This is a genomic window from Nocardia coubleae NBRC 108252, from assembly GCF_001612805.1.
Taxonomy (GTDB): Bacteria; Actinomycetota; Actinomycetes; order Mycobacteriales; family Mycobacteriaceae; genus Nocardia; species Nocardia coubleae.
The window spans coordinates 236,113-259,720 of record NZ_BDBD01000016.1; the positions used below are offsets into that span (position 1 = coordinate 236,113).

A 23,608-nucleotide genomic window follows, 5' to 3' on the forward strand; every position below is an offset into this window, starting at 1 on the left:
GGTCCGGGCGCGACGTTTCGGGTGGATGCGCGGCGGGGGTTCCCGCCAGGTGGCTTTGCTGCGGTACCTGCTGATCCGGCTCCTGCTGATCGTGCCGACCGCGTGGTTGCTGGTGACAGTGGTGTTTTTCCTGATGCGGGTGATCGGTGACCCCATCAGCGCGGCCATGGGTGGCCGGCTGACCCAGGAGCAGATCGAGGAACGCAAGGATGCGGCCGGGCTGAACCGGCCGATCCTGACCCAGTACTGGGAGTACATCACCGGGTTCCTGCGCGGCGACTTCGGGCGGACCCAGGACAACGAGGCCATCGCCGATGTGGTCGTCACCTACGGTGCGGCCACCTTCGAGCTGGTGTTCTGGGGACTGCTCGTCGCGTTCGCGGTGGGTATCCCGCTGGGCAGATACGCTGCGACACACCGGGATACGCCCGCCGACGCGGTGCTGCGGTTCTCGGCGGTACTCGCCTACGCGGCGCCGGTGTTCTTCGTCGGCATGCTGTTGAAGCTGGTGTTCTCGGTGTGGCTGGGCTGGTTCCCGGTCGGTGGCCGGGCCAGTACGGATGTGGAGCTGGCGCTGCAGCACGTGTCGCCGAAGACGAACATCCTGTTCATCGATTCGATCCTCTACGGCGAACCGTCCTATGTGCTCGACGTGCTCGAACACGCGGTGCTTCCCGCGGTGGCGCTCGGCCTGCTCACCGGCGGCATCTTCCTGCGGCTGGTCCGGGTGAACCTCATCCAGACCCTGCGCAGCGACTATGTCGAGGCGGCGCGGGCGCGCGGATTGTCCTCGCGCGTGGTCACCGGGCGGCACGCGGTACGCAACGCGCTCATCCCGATCATCACGGTGATGGGCATGTGCATCGCGATGATGCTCGGCGGCGCGGTGCTCACCGAGACCACGTTCGAATGGAAGGGCCTCGGCTATCAGCTCGCCGAGTACCTGCGGGCGCGTGACTTCATCGCGGTGCAGGGCATCGTGGCGTTCATCGCGCTGCTCGTCGCGGTGATGAGTTTCCTGGTGGATGCCGTTGTCGCACTGATCGATCCGAGGGTGAGGTTCTGATGGCAGTCACGAAACGCAGGCTGCCCGGCGCCGAGTTGTTGTCGAAAACGGTTGGGATGCAGCGGGTCACGCTCATCACCGGGTTGATTCTGGTGGCCGGATTCGTGCTGGTCGCGGCCTTCGCGCCGCTCCTCGCGCCCTACGATCTGGCGCAGAACACCTCTGACGGTGTGGCTTTCGCATCCCAGCAGGGGCCGTCGGCCGAGCACTGGTTTGGTACCTCGGTGCGCAGTGAGGACGTGCTGTCGCGGGTGCTGTTCGGCGCCCGCACCGCGCTGCTCGTTATCGCGATCGCGGTGACGCTGTCGCTGCTGATCGGGGTGCCGCTCGGGTTGCTGTCGGGTTATGTGGGCCGGTGGGTCGACCGGGTGCTGGTGATGGTGATGGACGCGATCTACGCGTTCCCGTCGCTGCTGCTCGCCATCGTCGTCTCCATCGTCATCGCGGGCGGCACGTCGAGCAGCCTGGGTGGCATGTTGTCCGCGGCGATCGCGATCACCGTTGTGTATGTGCCGCAGTACTTCCGGGTGGTGCGCAACGCGACGGTGGCGGTGAAGACGGAACCGTACGTGGACGCCGCGCGGGTGACCGGCGCGTCGACGGCGCGAATCATGTTCCGCCACATCATGTCCAATGTCACCGGGTCGCTGCCGGTGATCGTCACCATCAACGCGGCCGATGCCATCCTCACCCTCGCCGCGCTCGGCTTCCTCGGGTTCGGCATCGAACCGACCCAGGCCGCCGAATGGGGTTACGACCTGAACAAGGCGCTCAACGATGTGTCCAACGGGATCTGGTGGACCTCCATCTTCCCCGGCACCGCCATCGTGCTCGTGGTGCTCGGCATGACGCTGGTCGGGGAGAGCCTCGACGAGTCGCTGAATCCGTTGCTGCGTACCAGGCGTGCGGTCACGTCGAAGGAGTCCGTCGATGAGTGAGAAGACTGCCGCACTGGCCGTTTCGGGTCTGTCCGTCACCTTCACGACCGATGCGGGCCCGGTGCACGCGGTACGCGAAGTGTCCTACGAGGTGTTTCCCGGTGAGGTGCTCGCCATCGTCGGCGAGTCCGGGTCGGGCAAGTCGGTGAGTTCACGCACCGCGATCGGACTGCTGCCGCAGTCCGCGTCGGTGCGCGGTCTGGTGACGATCGGCGATCGCCCGGTCACGTCGATGACCGAGAAGCAGCTCACCGCCCTGCGCGGCGGTGCGGTGTCGATGGTGTTCCAGGAGCCTGCCCGGGCGCTCGACCCACTGTTCACCGTCGGGTTCCAGATCTGTGAGGCGCTGCGGGCGCACAGCGGGATGAGCCGGAAGGACGCCAAGGCCAAGGCCGTCGAGTTGCTGCGCCTGGTCGGGCTGCCCGATCCGGAGCACCGGGTCGACTACTACCCGCACCAGCTGTCCGGCGGGCAGAAGCAGCGCGTGATGATCGCCATCGCCATCTCGTGCGAACCCAAGGTGATCATCGCCGACGAACCGACCACCGCGCTCGACGTGACGGTGCAGGCCGAGATCCTCGAACTGCTGCGCGACCTGCGCGACCGCCTCGGCAGCGCGATCGTGCTCATCACCCACAACATGGGTGTCGTCGCCGACCTGGCCGACCGGGTGGTGGTGATGCGCGCGGGCGAGGTGGTCGAACAGGCCCCGGTGCACGAACTGTTCGCCAGTCCGAAGGCCGAGTACACGCGGGCGCTGCTCGACGCGGTGCCGCACCTCGGGTCGGCGACGGCGCGGCCGGAACCGGACCGGACCGTCGAGCCGGTGCTCGACGTGCGCAATCTGGTCGTCACGTTCCCCGGACCGTTCGGCAGGCCGCCGTTCCGGGCCGTCGACAAGGTGAGCCTGCAGATCCGGCCGGGGGAGACCCTCGGCCTGGTCGGCGAATCCGGCTCGGGCAAGTCGACCATCGGGCGGTGCGTCGCCGCCCTGCAACGGCCGACCGAAGGGCACGTGCTGATCCGCGGCCAGGACATCGCGGGCCTGTCCCCACGCAAGCTGCGGCCGATCCGGCGACGCTTCGGGTTCGTGTTCCAGGACCCGGCCGGCTCGCTCAATCCACGGATGACCGTCGGCGAATGCGTCGCCGAACCGCTGCTGGTGCACGGGGTCGGTGACAAGGCGAGCATCCGGGAACGGGTGCGGCACATGCTCGACGACGTCCACCTGCCCGCGGGCACCGAGAACCGGTACCCGCACGAACTGTCCGGCGGGCAGCGTCAGCGGGCCAGCCTGGCCCGCGCCCTCGTCCTCGACCCCGACCTGCTCGTCGCCGACGAACCGACCAGCGCCCTCGACGTGTCGGTGCAGGCCGCGGTCCTCGAGCTGTTCGCCGAACTGCAGCGCGGCTGCGGCTGGGCGTGCCTGTTCATCAGCCACGACCTCGCCGTCGTCGACCAGCTGGCCGACCGGATCATGGTGCTGCGCGACGGGACCTGCGTCGAGGAAGGCGACAACGAACAGATCCTGCGCAATCCCCGGCACGACTACACCCGCCGGCTCGTCGCGGCCGTTCCCGTCCCCGACCCGGTGGAACAGCGGCGTCGTCGCGCCGCCGCGTCACCGTAGCCGAGGCAGGACCTGCGCGCCGAAGACGTCGATGAAGCGTTCCTGGTCGCGGCCGACGTGGTGCAGGTAGATCTCGTCGAAACCGAGTCCGGCGTAGCGCGCGAGCTGTTCGGCGTGGACGCCGGGCTCGGCGGAGATGACGACGGATTCGGCGACCGCGCCGCCGAGTTCGTCGCCCAGCTCGCGCGCACGGCGTTCGAACTCCTCAGGCGTTGCCAGCCCGGCCATCGTCGGGGAGTCGAAAACGTTGGTGCCCCATTGTTGTTCGGCGATCGCGGCCGCCTCGTCATGGGTGGGTGCCCAGCTGAGATGCACCTGGAGTACCGCGGGCCCGGTGCCGCCGTTGTCGCGGTAGGCCGACAACATGGTGCGCAGGGCCTCGGGTGGTTGGTTGACGGTGACGAAACCGTCGGCGACACCGGCGAACCCGGCCGCGGTCTCCGGCGTCAGCGCGGGGACGATCAACGGCGGTGGTTGTGGCGGAAGGTCCCACAGTCTGGCGCGATCTACGGTGATCGCACCGTCGTGGTTCACCGTCTCGCCGCGCAACAGGTCACCGATCACCGCGAAACATTCCGCGAGCACCTGCTGGCGGGTCTCCTTCGGCGGCCACGGCCGCCCGGTCACATGCTCGTTGAGGTTTTCGCCGCTGCCGAGCGCCGTCCACAACCGGCCGGGGAACATCGCGGCGAGGGTGGCGATCGCGTGCGCGACGGTCGTCGGGTGATATCGGTACCCCGGGCAGGTCACCACCCCGAAGCGCAACCCGGTCGACGCCAGCGCGGCGCCGAGCCACGACCACGCGAAACCGGAATGGCCCTGCGCCCGTGACCACGGTTCGAGGTGATCCGAGCACATCGCCGCCGCGAACCCCGCCTGCTCCGCGTGCACCACGTTCGCCAGCAGGCGCGCGGGCGGAATCTGTTCGTGCGAGGCGTGATACCCGATCACCGCCATGATTTTCCTTTCGTGCGGGTGGCGAAGGCGTGCAGGGCGTCCTCGTCGCCTGCCGCGTCGAGGTTCAGCGCGGCCTGGATCAGCGCCAGATGGGCGAAGGCCTGGGGATAGTTGCCCAGGGCCGCCCCGGTCGACCTCGCCTCCTCGGCGAACAGGCCGAGCGGGCCCGCGTACGCCATGAGCCGGTCGAAACGGCGCTCGGCCTCCTCGGCCCGGCCGGCGAGCACCAGCGCGGAGACGAGGTCGAACGAACACAGCAGGAAGGCGCCTTCCGGGCCGTCGAGACCGTCGTCCACCTCGTCGAGGTCGTAGCGGTGGATGAGCGCGTCGCCGTCGCCGAGCCCTTCGATGATGCGGTCGATCGTCGAGACTACGCGGGGATCGTCGCCGGGGAGGAAACCGAACAGCGGGATATGCAGCAGCGCGGCGTCGAGTGCTGTGCCGTCGTACACCTGGACGAACGCGCCCCGCTCCTCGCTGTAACCACGGTCGAGCACCTCACGCTTGATCTCGTCGCGGGTCTTGCGCCAGCCGTCGACCTCGCCCTCGTCTATCTCGGCCTCGGACAGCCGCTCCGCCAGCCGGATACCGCGATCGACACAGACCCAGGCCATCACCTTCGAATAGGTGTTCTGCCGTTTCTCCCCACGCATCTCCCAGATCCCGTGGTCGGGTTCGCGCCAGCGCTGCCCGATCGTCGCGACGAGACGCCGCAGCACCGCCCATGACTCACCCGCCATCTCGCCGGTGAGCTGGTAGTAGACGTAGGCGGCGTCGAGAACGTGGCCGTAGCTTTCGAACTGCACCTGGTCGAACGCCTCGTTGCCGACGCGGACCGGCCGCGACGCGGCGTAGCCGTCGAGGTGGTCGAGGACCCGCTCGTCGCTCGCCAGTTCGCCGCCGATCCCGGCCATCGGGGTGAGCGTGCCCTGGCGTACCGGTTCCAGCGAGAAGAGGAATCGCGCGTAGCGGCGTCCCAGCTCGGCGTGGCCGAGGCGGAACAGGGCGAGCACCAGCAGCGAGGCGTCGCGATGCCAGGTGAAGCGGTAGTCCCAATTGCGTCCGCCGCCTATCCATTCCGGCAGGGACGTCGTCGGTGCCGCGAGCAGTGCCCCGGTCTCGTCGAAGGCCAGTCCACGCAGCACCAGGGCGCTGCGGATCACCTGTTCGCGGGCGAATCCGTCGTAGTGGCAGTGGCCTGCCCATCTCCGCCAGGCTTCCTTGGTCTCTTCCAGCAGATCCTCGGCGGCGGATACGTCGACCGGGCGGGCGCTCTCACCGGTGTAACCGAGGGCGAACGCGACCACATCGCCCGCTGACAACTCGGCCGCCGCCGACAGAGTGTGGTCGCCGGACTCCAGCGCGAGAGTGCTCGACAACCACATCCGAGGGTCGGCGGTCTCCCAGAGATCGGCGCCCTTCCGTTCCCAGCGTGCTCGCTTGCGGCCGTAGTCGGGACGGGCGTCGACCTGCGCCCGCAGCTTCACCGAACCGGACTCGCAGCGCACCCTGCGCACCAGCACATGGACGGCGGTGAGCTCGTTGTCGTCGTCGGCGGAACGCACCGCGAGGAAGTCGTCGACGACCGCGGTGCCCGTCGGCGCCTCGAAACGGCTCTCGACGGCGAGGGTATCGCCGAGATAGCGGCGCTCGGGGCGACCGGCATCCTCGATGTCGAGGACGAAGGCACCGCCGTGTTCCCGGTCGAGGAGACGGGCGAAGACGCTGCCGCCGTCGAAGCGCGGCACACACAGCCATTCCACCGCGCCGTCCGGTCCGAGCAGTGCCGCGGTGTGCATGTCGGAGAGGAAGGCCAACGACGCGATGGGTGGATAGGCTCGTTCACCAGCGCTCATATGCCACTCCCGGTGCGGTCGGGGACGAAGCCGTGGAGGCGGGACCCGGGTAACCCGGCAGTTCCCGATCCGCTCCTGTTCAATCGGGGGTGTGAGGAGCCGGACGGCGGGGGGACTGGCGGATCACTTAGAGTTAACAGGCATCTATCCGCCGATTCGGTTTGGAGCTTTCCCCACAATGACTGAACAGACACCCAGCGGTGCAGGCGCTTCCTACGCCGCCGCGGGCGTGAGCATCGAAGCCGGTGACCGCGCCGTCGAATTGTTCGGACCATTGGCGAAGAAGGCCAGCCGACCCGAGGTGCAGGGTGGGATCGGCGGATTTGCCGGACTGTTCGCGCTCAAGGGTGGGTACCGGGAGCCGTTGCTCGCCGCCTCCACCGACGGCGTGGGCACCAAGATCGCCGTCGCCCAGGCGCTCGACAAGCACGACACCGTCGGCCTCGACCTGGTCGCCATGGTCGTCGACGACCTGGTGGTGTGCGGCGCCGAACCGCTGTTCCTGCAGGACTACATCGCCATCGGCAAGGTCGTCCCGGAGAAGGTCGCCGAACTGGTCTCCGGCATCGCCGAAGGCTGCATCAAGGCGGGCTGCGCGCTGCTCGGCGGCGAAACCGCCGAACACCCCGGGCTGATGGACCCCGACGACTACGACCTGTCGGCCACCGGCGTCGGCGTGGTCGAAGCCGATTCCGTGCTCGGCCCCGACCGGGTGCGCCCGGGCGACGTCGTCATCGCGATGGGCTCCTCGGGTCTGCACTCCAACGGCTACAGCCTGGCCCGCAAGGTGCTGCTCGACATCGACCGCATGTCGCTCACCGGGCACGTCGAGGAATTCGGCCGCACCCTCGGTGAGGAACTGCTCGAGCCGACCCGCATCTACGCCAAGGACTGCCTGGCGCTGATCGCCGAAACCGATGTGCGCACCTTCTCGCACGTCACCGGTGGCGGTCTGGCCGCCAACCTGGCGCGCGTGCTGCCCGCCGGCCTGGTCGCCGAACTGGATCGCGGCACCTGGAACCCGGCGCCGGTGTTCAAGATGATCGCCCAGCGCGGCCGGGTCGAACGGCTCGAGATGGAGAAGACGTTCAACATGGGCGTCGGCATGGTCGCGATCGTCGCCCCTGAGGACGCCGACCGCGCGCTCGCGGTGCTCACCGCCCGCCACATCGACTGCTGGACACTGGGTCAGGTCAAGAAGGCCGCCGACGCCGACGCGCCGCGCGCGGTGCTGCTGGGCGACCACCCCAGGTTCTGATCGTCCGACAACTCGGCCGGGTCGCGAATCGCGCGGCCCGGCTTTTGTCGTGTTCAGAGGTTTGCCGACGCCCCCGCGCGGCTACCCGAAGAAGGTAGGGTCCGCCACCTCGAGGAGGTCGGGGTCTCGAGTTCGGCGAACACGACGAGCGTCCTGTGTGTGCACAGGACGCTCGTCGTGTATTCGGATGTTCGCCGTACTGCTGCTGCGAGCCTGCGACGCTGCGCGGAACAACGGCTGAAGGGGGAGGCCACCACGAGCCTCCCCCTTCACCGGCGTTCGGTCAGCGACGCCAGCTGTCGTAGTCGTCGTCCTCGTTGTTCCAACGGGACGGCGAATCATCCGCGTCGTGCTCGTCGGATAGCAAGCCGCCACTCCCTCGGGAGTGGAGTGGAGTGCTATCCGCCAGCTCGCGCTGAAGGCTCGCGAAGTCGGTCGGCGTGGAGCTGTACTTGAGCTCACGTGCGACTTTGGTCTGCTTTGCCTTAGCCCGGCCACGGCCCATGGCTGACCCCCTCGCGTCACTGCGGGGCGGCCTGGGGTTTGTTGGCGGCCCCGTTCGAATTAATACTCTTCCTGACAGACACTTTAGCGTGTGTCCGGCGGTCGCGCTCCCAGGAGTGGGTGAAGAGCTGTCGAACGGGTGTCAGAGCACTCCGGGGATCGCCCGGATCACCCCGACGCGGGCGTCGCCGCCGAGGACCGCGGTGGCCGCGAGGTCGGTGTGTTCGTCGGTCCAATCGATGCCGATTTTGCGCAGAATTGCCAGCGTCAGGGGCATTCGGGCGCGGTCGTGACCGTCGTCGATCTTGTAGGCGAAGGCGCGTCCGTCCGGGAGCGCACCCGCGTGCACGCCGTCGGCGCCGATTTTGCAGAAGAGTCCGGGCGTGGCCGACATCGCCTGGAGATCGGGCCCGTTCGTGCCGGAAATCACTCGCGGATTGCTCCGCACGGCATCGGCGATCCGGCGTTCGGCGGTGCCGGGCTCGGCGGTGGTGAACGCCGCGAAGGCGCGCGCCAGGTTGATCAGCGAGACGGGGACGATCGGCAGGCCGCAGCCGTCGATCCCCAGGTCGGTCTCGGGTTCGCCGGTGACGTCGGCGATGGTGGCGAGAACCGCCTGCTGCAGTGGGTGTTCGAGGTCGAGGTATCCGGTGCGCGGCCAGTCGTTGATCGCGCAGGTCGCCAGCATCGCGGCGTGTTTGCCGGAGCAGTTCATGTACAGCGGGCTGCGGCCCGCGCCGGTGATGGCCGCGGCGCGGGCGTTCTCCTCGAACGGCAGGTCCGGTGGGCAGGCGAGGTCTGCCGGGGTGTGGCCGAAGCGGTCGAGCAGGCGGGTGACCAGGGCGATGTGGTCGGGCTCGCCGAAATGGGAGGCGGTGGTGATGGCGAGTTCGTCGTCGTCGACGGGGTCGAAGCCGTTGCGCAGCAGGGTGAGTGCCTGCATCGGCTTGTTCGTCGAGCGCGGGAAGATCGGGCCGTGCACCTCACCGAGCTCGACGGTCGGGGTGCCGTCGGCGTCGAGCACGACGACCGACCCACGGTGCACGCACTCGCGGAACCCCGACCGCACCACCTCGACCAGTTCGACACTCATGCGCGGACCTCCACGGTTCGTTTCCTGTTGTGCCGGTCGATCTGCATGCGGATGTCGTCGGAGATGGTCGGTTCCTCCGTGAGCAGCCGGGTGAGCAGTGCGGGGTCGGCGCCGGTGAACAGGTCGCGCACGGTGATGCCGTGGGCCGGGACGTGCACCACCCGTACTTCGTCGCCCGCGCCGATCGTCCCCTCGGTGAGCACCCGGAAGTAGGTGCCGGTGTCGGCGCGCAGGGCGAAGCGTTTCACCCACTGCTTCTCGCCGGACCACTGCTGGAAGGTCGCGCACGGAACGCGGGGAGCGCTCACCTCGAGCAGGGTGTCGCCGATCGCGAAGTGGGCACCGAACACCGCGTCGCTGAGCGGTAGGCCGGTCACCCGCAGGTTTTCGCCGAACCAGCCGGCGGGCAGGTCGCGGTCGAGTTCCTCGGCCCAGCGGAGGGCGTCTTCTTCGGCGTAGGCGTAGACGGCCTGGTGCACGCCGCCGTGGTTGACGGTGTCGCACACGTGGTCGCCGTCGAGTCCGAGCGCGCGCACCCCGACGCGACCCGCGGCCGGACGCTTGTCGATGGCGCTGCGGCCCACGCGGGTGCGCATCTCGAGTTCGGCGTGCACCACGCACACGGCCTCGACACGGCCGGTGTCACCGGCGCGCAATGGCGGGCGGCTCATCGACCACGCAGGCGGTCGACGGCGGCGCGCCCGGCTTGCACACCCTCGTCCGAGGGGACCGAGTCGGGGTCGATGGCGGCGGCCATGGAACCGACCACCAGTTCGGTGCCCGCCGGGACGGAGCGTTTCACCAGGGCCAGCGCGATCGGGCCGAGCTCGTAGTGGTCGACGACGGTGCCGAGGCGACCGACGGTGCGCCCGCCCGCGGTCACGTCGTCGCCGGTGGCGGGCCGTTCGTCGGCGGAACCGTCGAGGTGCAGCAGCACCAGGTTGCGCGGCGGTTTGCCCAGGTTGTGCACGCGCGCGACGGTTTCCTGGCCGCGATAGCAGCCCTTGTTCAGGTGCACCGCGCCCTGCTCCTCGACACCGCCGATCCAGCGGGCCTCGTGCGGGATGGTGCGCTCGTCGGTGTCGACGCCGACGCGCGGGCGGAGGGCGGCAACGCGCAGCGCCTCGTAGGCCCACATGCCCGCCGGCCGGGCACCGGCCGAGGTGAGCTTCGTCCACCACGCGGCGAGGTCGGCGCGGGGGATGAGCAGGTCGAAGGAGTCGCCGGGCATCCGGCGCAGGAATCCGCCGCCGGGCAGCGCCGCGGCCGCGTACAGCCCGGGCAGTTCGCCGAGGCCGAGGGCGGGGAGCAGCGTGTCGGTTTCCGGGCCGAGCAGGCTCAGGACGGCGAAGTCGGCGGCCTCGGGTTTGGCATCGGCCCAGAACACCATCTTCTGCAGGAAGCCGAGCAGCTCGGTGCCGTGCCCGCCCTCGGTGTCGAGCCAGAGGGTGCCGTCGAGGTCGGTGAGCACGAAGTGGTGCAGCACGCGGCCGTTGAGGTCCAGGTCGAGTGATTCGGCGCTGTGGCCGTCGGGCAGGTTCGCGATGTGCTGGCTGGTGATGGTGTGCAGCCAGCTCAGCCGCTCGGCGCCGGTGATGCGGGACACACTGCGATGCGACCGGTCGACGACGGCGACGCGCTGCGCGGCGGCCTTCTGCTCGCCGAACGGGTCGCCGTAGTGCCAGGCGACCGCGGCATCAGGGGAGCCCGGCGCACCCGCGACGGCGCCAGGGGTTTGGAGAACAGGACTGGGGGCGACGTCCACGGACACACCACCACTGTAGGCGTGTCCGCCCGCACGCGCCGAGGGTGGGCGGTCGCGCCGCGTCGGATCCACGGCAGCCGTAGGCATAACAGAGCTATAACGCCTACGCTCGTCACATGGGAGAACGGGTTCTTGTGACACTCGACGGTGTGGTCGCTGACGCGAACACGCCGTCGCTCTATGCCGACGACATCGGAGCACTGCGTGGCGACGGTGTGTTCGAAACGATATTGGTGCGCGGCGGCACGGCCACCGCGCTGGAATTCCACCTGGCCCGGCTGCGCCGCTCGGCCCAGGCGCTGGAACTGCCCGAGCCGGGGCTGGCGAAATGGCGCAGCGCGGTCGAGCTGGCGGTCAAGGAGTGGGGTGCCGAGGAAGAGGGCGTGCTCCGCCTGATCTACACCCGCGGCCGAGATTCCGAATTCGACGCGCCCGGCTCGGGTCTCGTGCCCGACGAGCCGACACCGACCGCGTACGTGCTCGTCTCCCCGGTGCCCGCGCGGGTCGCGCAGGCGCGTGCCGAAGGCGTGAAGGTGATGTCGCTGGCCCGTGGCATCTCCGTCGACCTGGCGCAGGCGGCGCCGTGGCAGCTGCTCGGCGCGAAGACGCTATCGTACGCGACGAACATGGCCGCGCTGCGGTTCGCCCGGCGGATGGGTGCCGACGACGTGATCTTCCACAGCACCGAACACCGGGTGCTGGAAGGCCCGCGCTCGACCGTGGTTATCGCGCGCGACAAGCAGCTCATCACCCCGCCCGCCAAGATCGGCGTACTGCCGGGCGTCACCCAGCGGGCCCTGTTCACGGTGGCGGAGAAGAAGGGCTGGGAGTGCAAGTACCAGTCGATCTTCACCGCCGACCTGTTCGATTGCGACAGCATCTGGCTGCTGTCGAGCGTCACGCTCGCGGCCAGGGTGAATCAGCTCGACGGGGTGCGGCTGTCCGCGCCCGACAATGCTCAGGAGATCATCGACATGGTCGACGCGGGGATCGACCGACCGGGGACCATCGGCGACTGGTGAGCGCCTGGGGGGCGCGGGTGGGCGCGCCCCTGCGCTGAGCCGTGGCGGTTGTCACCCTTCATGGGGGTATCCGTACGCGTACTCTCTACTACAGGACGTCGTAGTAGTGGATGGAGGCCGGATGGACACCTTGGACATCTCCCGGTGGCAGTTCGGAATCACCACGGTGTATCACTTCGTCTTCGTACCGCTCACCATCGGTCTGGCGCCACTGATCGCCATGATGCAGACGGCCTGGGTCGTCACCGGTGACGAGAAGTGGTACCGGCTCACCAAATTCTTCGGGAAACTGTTCCTGATCAACTTCGCCATGGGCGTCGCCACCGGCATCGTGCAGGAATTCCAGTTCGGCATGAACTGGAGCGAATACTCCCGCTTCATCGGCGACGTCTTCGGCGCGCCGCTGGCCCTGGAAGCGCTGATCGCCTTCTTCATGGAGTCGACCTTCATCGGCCTGTGGATCTTCGGCTGGACGCGGCTGCCGAAACTGGTTCACCTGGCGACGATCTGGATCGTGGCGATCGGCGTCAACGCCTCGGCCTACTTCATCATCGCCGCCAACTCGTTCATGCAGCACCCGGTCGGTGCGCGCTACAACCCCGAGACCGGACGCGCAGAGCTGGAAAGCATTTGGGCGGTGCTCACCAACAACACCGCCATGGCGGCGTTCCCGCACGCGGTGGCAGGCGCGTTCCTCACCGCCGGAACCCTGGTCGCGGGCGTCGCAGGCTGGTGGATGGTGCGCAACGCGCGCAGCGGGGACGCGGCGAAACTCGTGGAAGCGCGCACCGTGTGGCGGCCCGTCGGCCGGGCCGCGCTGGTCGTTGTCGCGCTCGCCGGGATCGCCGTCGCGGTCACCGGTGATGTCCAGGGCAAGCTGATGTTCCAGCAGCAGCCGATGAAGATGGCGTCGGCGGAATCGTTGTGCCACACCGAGACCGACCCGGATTTCTCCGTCCTCACCGTCGGCACCCACAACAATTGCGACAGCGTGATCCACGTGCTGAAGATCCCGTACGTGCTGCCCTTCCTCGCCGAGGACAAATTCAGCGGCGTGACCCTCGAAGGCGTTGTCGATCTGCAGAAGACCTACAACGTGGAATTCGGTCCCGGCGACTACCGGCCGAACCTGTTCGTCACCTACTGGTCCTTCCGGGCCATGATCGGCCTGGCCGCGGGATCGGTGTTGTTGCTGCTGGCCGGCTTCTGGCTCACCCGTGGCGGCCGCGTGCCCGATCAGCGCTGGTTCTCCTGGCTGAGCCTGCTCGCCATTCCCACCCCGTTCCTGGCCAACAGCGCGGGCTGGGTGTTCACCGAGATGGGGCGTCAGCCGTGGGTGGTCGCGCCCAATCCGACCGGCGACCCGGCCATCCGGATGACGGTGCAGCAGGCGGTTTCCGACCATTCGCCCGGCACGGTGTTGTTCTCACTGATCGTGTTCACCGCCCTCTACGCTGTGCTCGCGGTGGTGTGGTTCTACTTGATCCGCCGATACGTGGTCGCCGGGGTCGAGAAACCGGCATCGGAGAAACCGGAGAGCCGGAACGAGCCGGTCGAACAACTGTCCTTCGCGTACTAGGAGCCGTCGATGGATCTGCAACTGTTCTGGTTCATTCTGGTCGGCGTCCTGTTCACCGGCTACTTCGTGCTCGAGGGATTCGATTTCGGGGTCGGCATGTTGATGCCGATTCTCGGGCGGGGCTCCGATCCACGGCGCCGCGTGGTGCTCAACACCATCGGGCCCGTCTGGGACGCCAACGAGGTGTGGCTGATCACCGCCGCGGGTGCCATGTTCGCGGCGTTCCCGGAGTGGTACGCGAGCCTGTTCTCGGGCTTCTATCTCGCGCTGCTCGTCCTGCTCGTCGCGCTGATCCTGCGCATCTGCGCGATCGAATACCGCGGCAAGATCAACGACCCGAAATGGCGGGCCTGGTGCGACCGCGGCATCGGCATCGGATCGTGGGTACCCGCCCTCGCCTGGGGCTGGATTTTCGCCAACATGGTGCGCGGGGTTCCGCTGAACGAAGAACGCCAGGTCGTCGGATCGGTGTGGGATCTGCTCAGCCCCTACGCCCTGCTCGGCGGGTTGACCACGGCGATCCTTTTCGCCCTGCACGGCGCGATCTTCCTCGCGCTCAAGACCGGCGGCGAGATCCGCGACGACGCACGGCGAATCGCTCGGGCGCTGCTGGTACCGACCACACTGGTGGTCGGCGGATTCGGACTGTGGACCCAGCTCGCCTACGGCGCCGGCTGGACCTGGGTGCCGCTGGGCGTCGCCGTGCTCGGCCTGCTGCTGGGCGGTGCGGCCACCGTGGCGGGCCGGGACGGCTGGGCCTTCGCGGGCACCGCCGTCACGGTGATCGCGGTGACGGTGCTGATCGTCGGCTCGATGTTTCCGAACGTGCTGCCTTCGACGATCAGCCCGCTGTTCGACCTCAGCATCGACAACGCCTCCTCCTCGCCCTACACCCTGAAGGTGATGAGCTGGGCCGCCGCCTTCGCCGCACCGGTGGTGATCATCTACCAGGGCTGGACGTACTGGGTGTTCCGGCAGCGGATCCGGGTGGAGCACATTCCGCCGCCGGTCGGGCTGCCGCTGCAAGGCAAAGGCTGAGCGCGTGACCCCGGCGGCCGACCCGGGCGCGGTGGCGCGCAAGCCGCGCCGCGGACCGGTCGACCCGCGCCTGTGGCGCTACGCGCGCTCGGCGCGGCCCCACCTGGTGGTCGCGGTCCTGCTCGCGCTGGTGATCACGGCGACGATCGTGGTCATGGCGGTGATGATCGGCCGGGTGCTCGCGGGCGTCATCACCGAGCCCGGCAGCCGCTCGCTCGGCGCGTGGACAACGGAACTGGTCGTGCTCGCCGTGGCCGTCGCGGTGCGCGGCGCCGCGAGCTGGTGGCAGGCCCGGCTGGCGCACCGGGCGGGCAGCGCGGTGGTGGCCGAACTCGAGACCGCCGTCCTGCGGGCCGGGGCCGAGCTGACGCCGAGGGAACTCGACGCGCGGCGCACCGAGATCGCCGTCGTCGTCGGCAACGGTCTCGGCGGCCTGCGCGGGTGGTACACCGGATATCTGCCCGCGCTGCTGCTGGCCTGCCTCGTCCCGCCGATCGTGTTGGTTGTCATCGCCTTCCACGATCCGACCTCGGCGGTGATCGCGGTGATCACTCTCCCGCTGATCCCGATCTTCATGGTGCTCATCGGTCTGCTCACCCAGGGGCGGGCGGAGGCGACGCTCGCCGCGACCACCCGGCTTTCGGATCAGCTCCTCGACTTGTTCGCGGGCATGCCGACACTGCGGGCACTCGGGCGCGAAAACGAGTCGTCGAGCATGGCGGGACAGGTGCGGGCACTCGGTGACGCGCTGCGCAGGCGGACGATGCAGGCGCTGCGGATGGCCTTCCTGTCCTCGATGGTGCTCGAGGGTCTGGCGACGCTGAGCGTCGCGCTGATCGCGGTGGCCATCGGCTTGCGCCTGGTGTACGGCGAGATGAGCCTGTACGCGGGGCTGGTCGCGTTGATCCTCGCCCCGGAGGTGTACTGGCCGCTGCGCCAGGTGGGGGAGAAGTTCCACGCGGCCCAGGACGGAATGGCGGCGGCCGACAGGGCCTTCGCCGTGCTCGACCGCGCAGACCCGGCCGGCCCGTCGGAGGCGGCCGACGCACCGGCTCCCGGCGCGGCGGGCGCGGTCGTCGAACTGCGCGGGCTGACGGTCGCCGCGCGTGAGGGCAACGCCCCCGATCACTTGACCGCCGAGCTGCGGCCCGGCGTGGTGACCGCGCTGACCGGCCCGAACGGGTGCGGCAAATCGACCACGCTGCAGGCGATTCTCGGATTGATCGAGCCCGATCGCGGTGCGGTGCTCGTCGACGGAACCGATGTCCGCGACATGGCTCCGGAAAGCTGGTGGGCGCGCATCGCCTGGTTGCCCCAACGGCCGGTGCTGGTGCCGGGCACACTGCGCGAGAACGTCGACCTGCTCGGTGCCGGCGACAGCGGGGGCGACGCCCTCGACCGGGCAAGCGCGGCAACGGGATTCGACGAGGTGCTCGACGGCCTGCCGCAACGCTGGGAAACCGTCGTCGGCCAGGGCGGCACCGGTCTTTCGCTGGGACAGCGGCAGCGCCTCGCCCTCACCCGGGTGCTGGCCGCCCACCGGCCGGTCCTGCTGCTCGACGAACCGACCGCCCACCTCGACGCGGAGAGCGAGCAGCGCGTTCTGGCGGCGCTGCGCGACATCGCCGCGGCGGGAGCCACCGTGGTTGTCGTCGGTCATCGGCCGACCGTGCTCGCCGCCGCGGACGTGGTGATCGAAGTCGCCGCCGGACCGGGGGCGGACCGTGCGCGCGCTGATCGCAGCGCGGAGGTGGCGCCGTGATCACGGATCTGCGGGACATGTGGCGGCTGCTCGGACTGTCCCCGTGGCGGGTCGCGGTGGCGATCGCGTGGGGCGTCCTCGCACTCGGCAGTGGGTTGGCGCTTGCGGCGCTGGCGGCGTGGTTGATCGCACGGTCCTGGCAGATGCCGCCGGTGCTGCACATCGGCGTCGCGGTGACCGCCGTTCGGGCGCTCGGCATCTCGCGTGGTGTGTGCCGGTACCTGGAGCGGCTGGCCACCCACGACGTGGCGTTGCGGGCGATGACGACGGCGCGCACCGAGGTGTATCGCACCTTCGCCCGGTCCGACATCTGGTGGTGGCGGGAACGACGCGGGACCGAACTCGCACGCACCGACGACACCCGCGCGGCCGCACGGAAACTGCGCCGGGGAGACCTGCTGGTGCGCGTGGGCGCCGATATCGACGATCTCGGCGCGGTGGTGGTCCGGGTATTCGTTCCGGTGGCCGTCGCGGTGGTGTTGTCGGTGGCGGCGGTCGGCTTGATCGCGGTCATCTCCGTACCGGCGGCGGTGATTCTCGCTGTCGCCCTTGCCGTCTCGGGCATCCTTGCGCCGTGGCTGTCGGCCGTGGCCGCTCGCGACGAGGAACGCGCGGTGCGCCACGACCGCGCCGAGTTCACCGCCGAGGCACTCACTGTGCTCGACCACGCGGCCGAATTGCGGGTGGCGGGTCGCCTGGATGCCGCGCTCACCCACGCCGACGCAACGGCGGGCCGCGCGGTGGTCGCCGAGGACAGCGCGGCGGCGCGCAGCGCCTGGGCCGCGGCGGCGACCCCGCTGTCGATCGGTGTCAGCGCGCTGGGTGCCCTGCTGGTCGGCATCGTCGCCTACGGCGCCACCGGTGGGACGCCCGGCGGGATGAGTCCGATGGCGCTGACCGTCCTCGTGCTCGTCCCGCTGTCGGCCTTCGAGGCCGTCGGCGCGCTCCCGGCCGCCGCGACCACCCTCACCACCTCCCGGGCGGCCCTGCACCGCCTGCGCGCGCTTTCGCCTACACCGCTCGGCGCGCCTGCCCCGAGCCCGGACGAGCGGACCGCGCGCACGACGGCCCGCGCGGCCCTGCACCGACTGCGCGCACCGTCCGCCGGCTCGCTCGGCGTCACCGAAGCTGTCACCGACCCGATGCCCGGGCGCATCCCGATGCCGGAGGGGCGCCGGGTGGCCGTCGTCGGACCGAGTGGCGCCGGGAAGACGACCCTGTTGATGGCGTGGGCCGGGTTGTTCGACACACCGCTGGACGGTGTCACGTTCTTCGCCGAGGACGCGCACCTGTTCGACACGTCGATTCTGGAGAACCTGCGGGTCGCGCGCGGCGACCTGACCGAGGACGAAGCCGAAAGCGCCGTGCGCGCAGTCGGGCTCGGCCCCTGGCTCGACACCCTGCCGGACGGGATCCACACCGGCCTCACCGCGGGTGCGGCGGCCGTCTCCGGCGGTCAGCGCAGGCGCTTGCTGCTCGCCCGCGCGCTCGTCTCGCCCGCGGGCACACTCCTGCTCGACGAACCGACCGAACATCTCGCCGCCGCCGAGGGCGAGCAGTTGCTGCGCGACCTGCTCGACCGCGACAGCGGCCTGGTCGACCCGGAGCGGTGGGTCGTGGTCGTCACCCATCAGCTCCCCGAAGACCATCGCGCCGACACCGTGGTCACCGTCGACCCGAACGGCGCCTGCCACGTCGACCGCAAGCCTTCCTGAGCGCGTGCCGAGCGGCCTGTCCCCGGTGGATATCCGCAGCTCAGGACCTCTCGGAAAATCAATTGCCGACCTCGCGAGAGCCCGATAGATTCATCGGTACACAAGAGAGGAGGTGGTCTGAAGAATGTATGTTCAACGGATGCGTGAGGTGGCTGCCCGCTAGCAGCACCCCTGCGGGAGATTCCCCAGCGGTGCGCTGAGCGAATCCCAGGCAGACACCCGGCCCCCGAGCCCCCGGACTATCCACCCGGGACCGCCACGTTCCCCGGAACGGACGGTATGGCTCGGGGGTCGCTCCATTTCTGGCGCATAAACGACGAAAGCCCCGCGAAACCGCGGGGCGTCCGATCGGGATATCAGCCGATGTAGCGCTGCAAGCGCGCCGAGAGGCGGGGGATGAGTGCGCCGTCGGGATCGACTCGTTCTTCCACGTAGGCAAGGTCGCCGCCTTCGACGATGCCGTAGAGGCGTTTCGCGCCGCCGACGACAGCGCCGGACTGGCTGCGGATCACCACGTCGGTGGCCAGTTCCCAGGATGACTGGGTGCGGGCGGTGCCGTAGAACAGTTCGACGATGCCGGAGCTGTGGGTGAGCAGCAGTTCGAGCATCTCGGTGTCGGCATCGGTGCCGACCCGCCAGTACCCGCTCTCGCGCAGGTCGGGGCTGTCGTAGCCGCCCTCGGCGTCGAGCTTCCAGGTCTGCGATTCCCAGACCAGGTAGTCGCCACCGTCGTGGGACACGATGATCTGCTGACCGAAGCGGTAGTCGCCGTCGGCGGGGTGGTGGCCTTCGCCCTCGCCGCGCCACACGCCGACCAGCGGCAGCAACGCGAGCATGGCGTGGTTCAGATCGGGACCCTCGCGCAGATTCGCGGTGTCCTCGGGAATGGGGAGACCGCCGAGGACCGAAATGTTTCGGACCCCGGTTTCCTTCGCACGCTCGGCGGCGACATTCACCGCCTCGTCGCCACTGCGACGCTGTGCCGAAGCGTCTTGCACGTCACTCGCTCGCTCGGCCGGATCGGAACCTTCGCTCGCGAGCCCGCTCATGACTCGGTGAACAGCCGGTAGAAGACGTACAGGCCGAACCAGCCGATGAGGATCGACACGGCGATGAGGAGAATCTCGAAGAAGAGGACCACGTTTCGGAGTCTAGCGAGTCCGGAACGAAGATACGAAAACGGCCCCGGCAGTTCCCGCACGGGAACTACCAGGGCCGTTGTGAGGTTCTTACTTGGCGACCGCGACGTCCACCGAGTGGATGCCCGCGCCCTCGGGGCGGACCTCGGCCGAGCCGTTGCCCGACGCCGACAGCGCGCGCAGGGTCCACGAACCCGGCGCGGCGAAGAAGCGGAAATCACCGGTGCCGGAGGCGACGACCTCGGCGGTGAAGTCACCGTTGCCGTCGAGCAGACGCACGAACGCGCCGCCGACCGGCTGACCGTCGGTGCTCAGGACACGGCCGGTGATGACCGTTTCCTTCTCCACATCGACACCGGCCGGGATGGCCTGACCCTGGGTAGGTGCTGCACACATATTGATTACGCTCCCAACTCGATAGGTGCACCGACGAGCGAACCGTATTCGGTCCAGCTGCCGTCGTAGTTCTTGACGTTCTGGTGGCCGAGCAGCTCCTGCAGCACGAACCAGGTGTGCGAGGAACGCTCGCCGATGCGGCAGTAGGCGATGGTCTCCTTCTCGCCGTCCAGGCCCGCATCCTTGTAGAGCTCGGCGAGCTCTTCGTCGGAACGGAAGGTGCCGTCCTCGTTGGCCGCCTTGCTCCACGGCACGTTGATCGCGCCCGGGATGTGGCCGGGACGCTGGCTCTGCTCCTGCGGCAGGTGCGCGGGAGCCAGGATCTTGCCGGAGAACTCGTCGGGGCTGCGCACGTCGACCAGGTTCTTGGTGCCGATGGCGGCGATGACCTCGTCGCGGAAGGCGCGGATGCTCAGGTCGGGAGCCGATGCCTTGTACTGGGTGGCCGGGCGGTTGACCGCGTCACGCGAGAGCGGACGACCGTCGAGCTCCCACTTCTTGCGGCCGCCGTCGAGCAGCTTCACGTCGTTGTGGCCGTACAGCTTGAAGTACCAGTAGGCGTAGGCGGCGAACCAGTTGTTGTTGCCGCCGTACAGCACCACGGTGTCGTCGTTGGCGATGCCGCGCGCCGAGAGCAGGTCGGAGAACTGCTCCTGGTTCACGAAGTCGCGACGGACCTGATCCTGCAGGTCGTTCTTCCAGTCCAGGCGAACGGCGCCTTCGATGTGGCCACCCTCGTAGGCGGAGGTGTCCTCGTCGACCTCGACGAAGACGACGCCGGGGGCGTTGAGGTTCTCTTCGGCCCAGTCAACGGAGACCAGGACATCGGAGCGAGCCATGTTGTTCCTTTCAACAGACGTGCAGGGTGGGTCAGTTCGGTGCCGGGGCAGGGGACCGGCGGAAGCGGGCTACCAGCGGATAGATCTGGCAGCCCAGGCAGACCCCGAACGCCGCGTTCAAGAACGCCGCGAACAGGGCGAAGCCGGCGAACACCGCGCCGACGATCGGGGAGCCGAGCGCGAAGCCCAGCAGGGAGACACCGGCGAACACGAAGCCGAGTGCCTGCGCGAAACGCAGCGGCGGCACGGGTTCGGTCTCGGTGGGCGGGCCGAGTCGCGGCGCGACGAACGCCGCGTAGATCCGGCCGTAAGGGTGCTTGGCGGGACCGGCCGCCGCGCCGATCGCGAACACCACGGCCTGCAGGCCGATCAGGATCGCGGCGGCGACGGGGGAAACGGTCGCGACCAGCAGCACCGCGACGAGCACCCCGGTCGTCACCCAGGCCACGAAACGCGGCCCGCGGACATCGACGCGAGGTGGGGAATCAGAAAACGAGGTCATGGTGCGAACTCCTGCGCTGAGACGATTCAGTGGGATCTGCCAGTTCGCCGGGGGATCGAAACGATCACTCGCGCGGCGAACAGAGGTCGGCGTCAGGAATCTCGGGAGAGAAGCCGACCGGTCAGCGGCACAGGCAGCAACAACCACCGAGGCGACACAGGTCAACTGTGCGGCGTCGGGTGAGCATCAGCTCGTGGTCGGTTTGCACGATGAAGAGTTTACCCGGTCTTCCCGGGAAATGGGCAGGCCCCCCTCGAAACCGGGGACAACGTCACACTGTGAGCGGCTCGAGGGCGGTGCGCAGGTCGCCCGCCTTCGGTACGCCGGAGATGCGGAAACGCTCCTTGCCCTCGGCGTCGAAGACGAAGGTGGTGGGCAGGGAGAGCACGTTGAGTTCGCGGGCCAGCGCGGGTTCGGCGTCGATGTCGATCTCGATGTCGCGCGGTGCGTTCGGCGAATCGGCCAGTTCCGCGGTGACACCGGCGACCACCCGGCGCACGGCGTCGCACGGGCCGCACCAGTCGGCCGAGAAGTGCAGCACCGCGGGCGCCGAACCGGAGACACCGGCCGCGTCGAGCAGGCGGGCGCGCTGTTCGGTGTCGGGGTCGAGGGTGGCGGGCCGGACCCGGCCCTGGTTGCGGCGCAGCAGCAGGCCGACCGCGACGGCGGCCAGCACGACGGCGGCGAGTACGGCGAGTTCGATCATGGTTGCTGCAATCGGTCCAGGTCGATGGTGACGTTGCGGCCGACGCCCTCGACGACGATGTGCCCACCCAGCGCCTCGACCTCGGTGGGCCGGACCCCGAACGGCAACTCCTTGGTATCGATCGTACGGCTGAAGCGCTCGAGCACCGCGCCGCGATCGGCCTCGAGGATCTCCGATTCGCTGGTCTTGGCGGTGTCGGCCGGGCCGCTGTTCTTGTCGTGATAGAAGCCGGTGGCCTGGATGCGGACCAGGTCGCCGTCGAGCAGCAGGTCGGCCTGGATCTGCACCGGCACGCGCTTGGCCGAACTCGACGGGGTGACACCCGCGCCGAGGATGCGCCCGTTGGGCGCGGTGGGCAGCGTGCCGGTGAGCACGAGCGCGCCGCCGGTGGTCATGCCGGAACCGCCCGAACCGCCCGTGCCGTCGGACTTGTCGGCGGGACGGGTGTGGACCTGCAGGTCGGGGATGCCGAAGAGCCTGCCGAGCTCGGTGGGTTCGATGCGCATGCGGGCGTCGACCCGGTCGACCTGCACCGAGCGCGCCGCACCGTCGAGCAGCTCACCGGCGGGTGCGTGCAGACCGTTCAGCGTGGCCTCGATGCCGATCTCGCCGGGGATGTCCGGGCGCATGCTTCGGGCCCGGATCGCCACGTTGTCGTAGCGCCCGGACAGGGCCTGGGCGGTGAAGGGGAAACCGTGGAAGGTCACTTCGGGATCGGCCGACAGGTCGGCGCCCGCCCGCAACTGCCGCGACACGTGGTACTCGGTGTAGGCGGCGGCGCCGAAATCGATCACCACCGCCAACCCGGCCAGGCACAGCAGCCCGATGATCAGCTTGCGCATGAGGTGAGAGTAGCGCCCACGCACGTGGGTGCCGGGTGCCCGGGTATCGGCCGAACACTCGTAAGTGTGCCCGTGTTGCGAGGTCATGGCCTGTGACGCGCTAATGTTGCACCGACTAACCCTGTGTTTCGGCGACGTAGCTGTGCGGCTGCTCTCGTCGCGCAGACACGAGATAGGAGGAGAGCCCGGTGGAGCTGCTCCTACTGACTTCCGACCCCAACCCGGATGCGGTGCTGCCCTCGTTGACGCTGCTCGCGCACAACGTCCGCCCCGCGCCGACCGAGGTGTCGTCCCTGCTGGAGGCCGGTAGTGCCGACGTCGCGCTGGTCGACGCCCGGACCGACCTGGCCGCCGCGCGCGGGCTGTGCAGGCTGCTCGGCAGCACCGGTTCGTCGGTGCCGGTCGTCGCCGTGCTCACCGAGGGCGGACTAGTCGCGGTAAACGCCGACTGGGGCCTCGACGACATCCTCCTCCCCGGCACCGGCCCCGCCGAACTCGACGCGCGCCTACGCCTGCTCGTCGGCCGCAACGGCGGCGTGGCCAGCCCCGAGAACACAGGCAAGATCACCCTCGGCGAACTGGTGATCGACGAGGGCACCTACACCGCCCGCCTGCGAGGCCGCCCGCTCGACCTCACCTACAAGGAATTCGAGCTGCTCAAATACCTCGCCCAGCACGCAGGCCGGGTCTTCACCCGAGCCCAACTGCTGCAAGAGGTCTGGGGCTACGACTTCTTCGGCGGCACCCGAACCGTCGACGTCCACGTCCGCCGCCTACGCGCCAAACTCGGCAGCGAATACGAATCCCTGATCGGCACGGTCCGCAACGTCGGCTACAAGGCCGTCCGCCCAGCCCGTTCAACCGCCACCAAGGGCGAACCACCCGCCTTCACCGACGAAGACGTAGACGGCGACGACCTGACCCCGGTCAACGGCAGCACCCCCTGACGAGCACATTCAGACCGTCATGACCGCATTCCCAGCCCCGCCCGACCCGACCTC

At 69.1% G+C, this 23,608-nt stretch carries 22 protein-coding genes; 10 read left to right on the plus strand and 12 right to left on the minus strand.

What is annotated here, in order from left to right:
- The first annotated feature begins 25 nt into the window (after nt 1-25).
- Genes NCO8_RS17025 through NCO8_RS17035 form a run of 3 tightly spaced genes read left to right on the plus strand, consistent with a single transcriptional unit; the run spans nt 26 to nt 3,634 of the window.
- Nucleotides 26-1,066: an ABC transporter permease gene (locus tag NCO8_RS17025; RefSeq protein ID WP_067492329.1), complete on the plus strand. Its 1,041-nt coding sequence runs from the start codon at nt 26-28 to the stop codon at nt 1,064-1,066.
- Nucleotides 1,066-2,004 (plus strand): ABC transporter permease, encoded by a 939-nt coding sequence (locus NCO8_RS17030; protein ID WP_067640779.1) that lies wholly within the window; start codon nt 1,066-1,068, stop codon nt 2,002-2,004. Before NCO8_RS17025 ends, NCO8_RS17030 begins: the two co-directional genes overlap by 1 nt.
- Complete coding sequence (locus tag NCO8_RS17035) at nt 1,997-3,634, plus strand: ABC transporter ATP-binding protein (protein ID WP_067640781.1); 1,638 nt, start codon at nt 1,997-1,999, stop codon at nt 3,632-3,634. Before NCO8_RS17030 ends, NCO8_RS17035 begins: the two co-directional genes overlap by 8 nt.
- Here the strand turns inward: NCO8_RS17035 and NCO8_RS17040 are convergent.
- Together NCO8_RS17040 and NCO8_RS17045 are read right to left on the minus strand one after the other, a co-directional pair.
- A complete protein-coding gene (locus tag NCO8_RS17040) occupies nt 3,626-4,591 on the minus strand; it encodes a TIGR03885 family FMN-dependent LLM class oxidoreductase (RefSeq protein ID WP_067640783.1) in 966 nt (321 codons plus the stop codon). The two genes, NCO8_RS17035 and NCO8_RS17040, sit on opposite strands and share 9 nt — an antisense overlap.
- Nucleotides 4,582-6,447 carry a glycoside hydrolase family 15 protein gene (locus NCO8_RS17045; protein WP_067640785.1) on the minus strand — a complete coding sequence of 622 codons (1,866 nt, stop codon included), beginning with the start codon at nt 6,445-6,447 and terminating at the stop codon, nt 4,582-4,584. The genes NCO8_RS17040 and NCO8_RS17045 overlap by 10 nt, the downstream gene beginning before the upstream one ends.
- Nucleotides 6,448-6,625: 178 nt before the next feature.
- On the opposite strand from NCO8_RS17045, the gene purM reads away from it, so the two are divergent.
- On the plus strand, nt 6,626-7,705 hold the full coding sequence (purM, locus tag NCO8_RS17050; protein WP_067640787.1) for a phosphoribosylformylglycinamidine cyclo-ligase: 1,080 nt from the start codon (nt 6,626-6,628) through the stop codon (nt 7,703-7,705).
- A 283-nt stretch (nt 7,706-7,988) separates the two neighbouring features.
- On the opposite strand, the gene NCO8_RS30665 is transcribed toward purM, so the two are convergent.
- The 4 genes from NCO8_RS30665 to ygfZ form a co-directional block, all read right to left on the minus strand.
- The gene (locus tag NCO8_RS30665; protein WP_084457250.1) at nt 7,989-8,210 is read right to left on the minus strand and encodes a DUF3073 domain-containing protein; all 222 of its coding nucleotides are present in this window, start codon (nt 8,208-8,210) and stop codon (nt 7,989-7,991) included.
- Between the two features lie 141 nt (nt 8,211-8,351).
- Complete coding sequence (locus NCO8_RS17055; RefSeq protein WP_067640789.1) at nt 8,352-9,302, minus strand: asparaginase; 951 nt, start codon at nt 9,300-9,302, stop codon at nt 8,352-8,354.
- On the minus strand, nt 9,299-9,973 hold the full coding sequence (locus NCO8_RS17060) for an MOSC domain-containing protein (protein ID WP_067640791.1): 675 nt from the start codon (nt 9,971-9,973) through the stop codon (nt 9,299-9,301). Before NCO8_RS17060 ends, NCO8_RS17055 begins: the two co-directional genes overlap by 4 nt.
- Nucleotides 9,970-11,073 carry a CAF17-like 4Fe-4S cluster assembly/insertion protein YgfZ gene (ygfZ, locus tag NCO8_RS17065; protein ID WP_067640793.1) on the minus strand — a complete coding sequence of 368 codons (1,104 nt, stop codon included), beginning with the start codon at nt 11,071-11,073 and terminating at the stop codon, nt 9,970-9,972. Before ygfZ ends, NCO8_RS17060 begins: the two co-directional genes overlap by 4 nt.
- A 110-nt stretch (nt 11,074-11,183) precedes the next feature.
- Between ygfZ and NCO8_RS17070 the strand changes: the two genes are divergently transcribed.
- The 5 genes from NCO8_RS17070 (at nt 11,184) to cydC (ending at nt 18,183) form a co-directional block, all read left to right on the plus strand.
- Nucleotides 11,184-12,089 (plus strand): aminodeoxychorismate lyase, encoded by a 906-nt coding sequence (locus NCO8_RS17070; protein WP_067640795.1) that lies wholly within the window; start codon nt 11,184-11,186, stop codon nt 12,087-12,089.
- A 121-nt stretch (nt 12,090-12,210) separates the two neighbouring features.
- Nucleotides 12,211-13,668: a cytochrome ubiquinol oxidase subunit I gene (locus tag NCO8_RS17075; protein ID WP_067640797.1), complete on the plus strand. Its 1,458-nt coding sequence runs from the start codon at nt 12,211-12,213 to the stop codon at nt 13,666-13,668.
- Between the two features lie 9 nt (nt 13,669-13,677).
- Nucleotides 13,678-14,706 (plus strand): cytochrome d ubiquinol oxidase subunit II, encoded by a 1,029-nt coding sequence (gene cydB, locus NCO8_RS17080; RefSeq protein WP_067640799.1) that lies wholly within the window; start codon nt 13,678-13,680, stop codon nt 14,704-14,706.
- Nucleotides 14,707-14,710: 4 nt separating this feature from the next.
- Nucleotides 14,711-16,468, plus strand: coding sequence for a thiol reductant ABC exporter subunit CydD (gene cydD / locus NCO8_RS17085; RefSeq protein ID WP_067640801.1), 1,758 nt, complete (start codon nt 14,711-14,713; stop codon nt 16,466-16,468).
- Between the two features lie 17 nt (nt 16,469-16,485).
- Nucleotides 16,486-18,183 carry a thiol reductant ABC exporter subunit CydC gene (gene cydC, locus NCO8_RS17090; protein WP_067640871.1) on the plus strand — a complete coding sequence of 566 codons (1,698 nt, stop codon included), beginning with the start codon at nt 16,486-16,488 and terminating at the stop codon, nt 18,181-18,183.
- Between the two features lie 356 nt (nt 18,184-18,539).
- Here the strand turns inward: cydC and NCO8_RS17095 are convergent, their stop codons facing one another.
- From NCO8_RS17095 to NCO8_RS17120, 6 genes are all read right to left on the minus strand, one after another.
- A complete protein-coding gene (locus tag NCO8_RS17095; protein WP_067492340.1) occupies nt 18,540-19,232 on the minus strand; it encodes a heme-binding beta-barrel domain-containing protein in 693 nt (230 codons plus the stop codon).
- 180 nt (nt 19,233-19,412) lie between these two features.
- A complete protein-coding gene (locus NCO8_RS17100) occupies nt 19,413-19,718 on the minus strand; it encodes a DUF1416 domain-containing protein (RefSeq protein WP_067492341.1) in 306 nt (101 codons plus the stop codon).
- A gap of 5 nt (nt 19,719-19,723) precedes the next feature.
- Nucleotides 19,724-20,557 carry a sulfurtransferase gene (locus NCO8_RS17105; protein ID WP_067492342.1) on the minus strand — a complete coding sequence of 278 codons (834 nt, stop codon included), beginning with the start codon at nt 20,555-20,557 and terminating at the stop codon, nt 19,724-19,726.
- 31 nt (nt 20,558-20,588) lie between these two features.
- Entirely contained in the window at nt 20,589-21,059 is a 471-nt protein-coding gene (locus tag NCO8_RS17110; RefSeq protein ID WP_067640803.1) for a DUF4395 domain-containing protein, read from the minus strand.
- Between the two features lie 271 nt (nt 21,060-21,330).
- Nucleotides 21,331-21,765 carry a thioredoxin family protein gene (locus NCO8_RS17115; protein WP_067640805.1) on the minus strand — a complete coding sequence of 145 codons (435 nt, stop codon included), beginning with the start codon at nt 21,763-21,765 and terminating at the stop codon, nt 21,331-21,333.
- Entirely contained in the window at nt 21,762-22,607 is an 846-nt protein-coding gene (locus NCO8_RS17120) for an LmeA family phospholipid-binding protein (protein WP_067640873.1), read from the minus strand. Before NCO8_RS17120 ends, NCO8_RS17115 begins: the two co-directional genes overlap by 4 nt.
- A 188-nt stretch (nt 22,608-22,795) precedes the next feature.
- On the opposite strand from NCO8_RS17120, the gene NCO8_RS17125 reads away from it, so the two are divergent.
- Entirely contained in the window at nt 22,796-23,554 is a 759-nt protein-coding gene (locus tag NCO8_RS17125; protein ID WP_067640807.1) for a winged helix-turn-helix transcriptional regulator, read from the plus strand.
- The last annotated feature ends 54 nt before the right edge of the window (nt 23,555-23,608 follow it).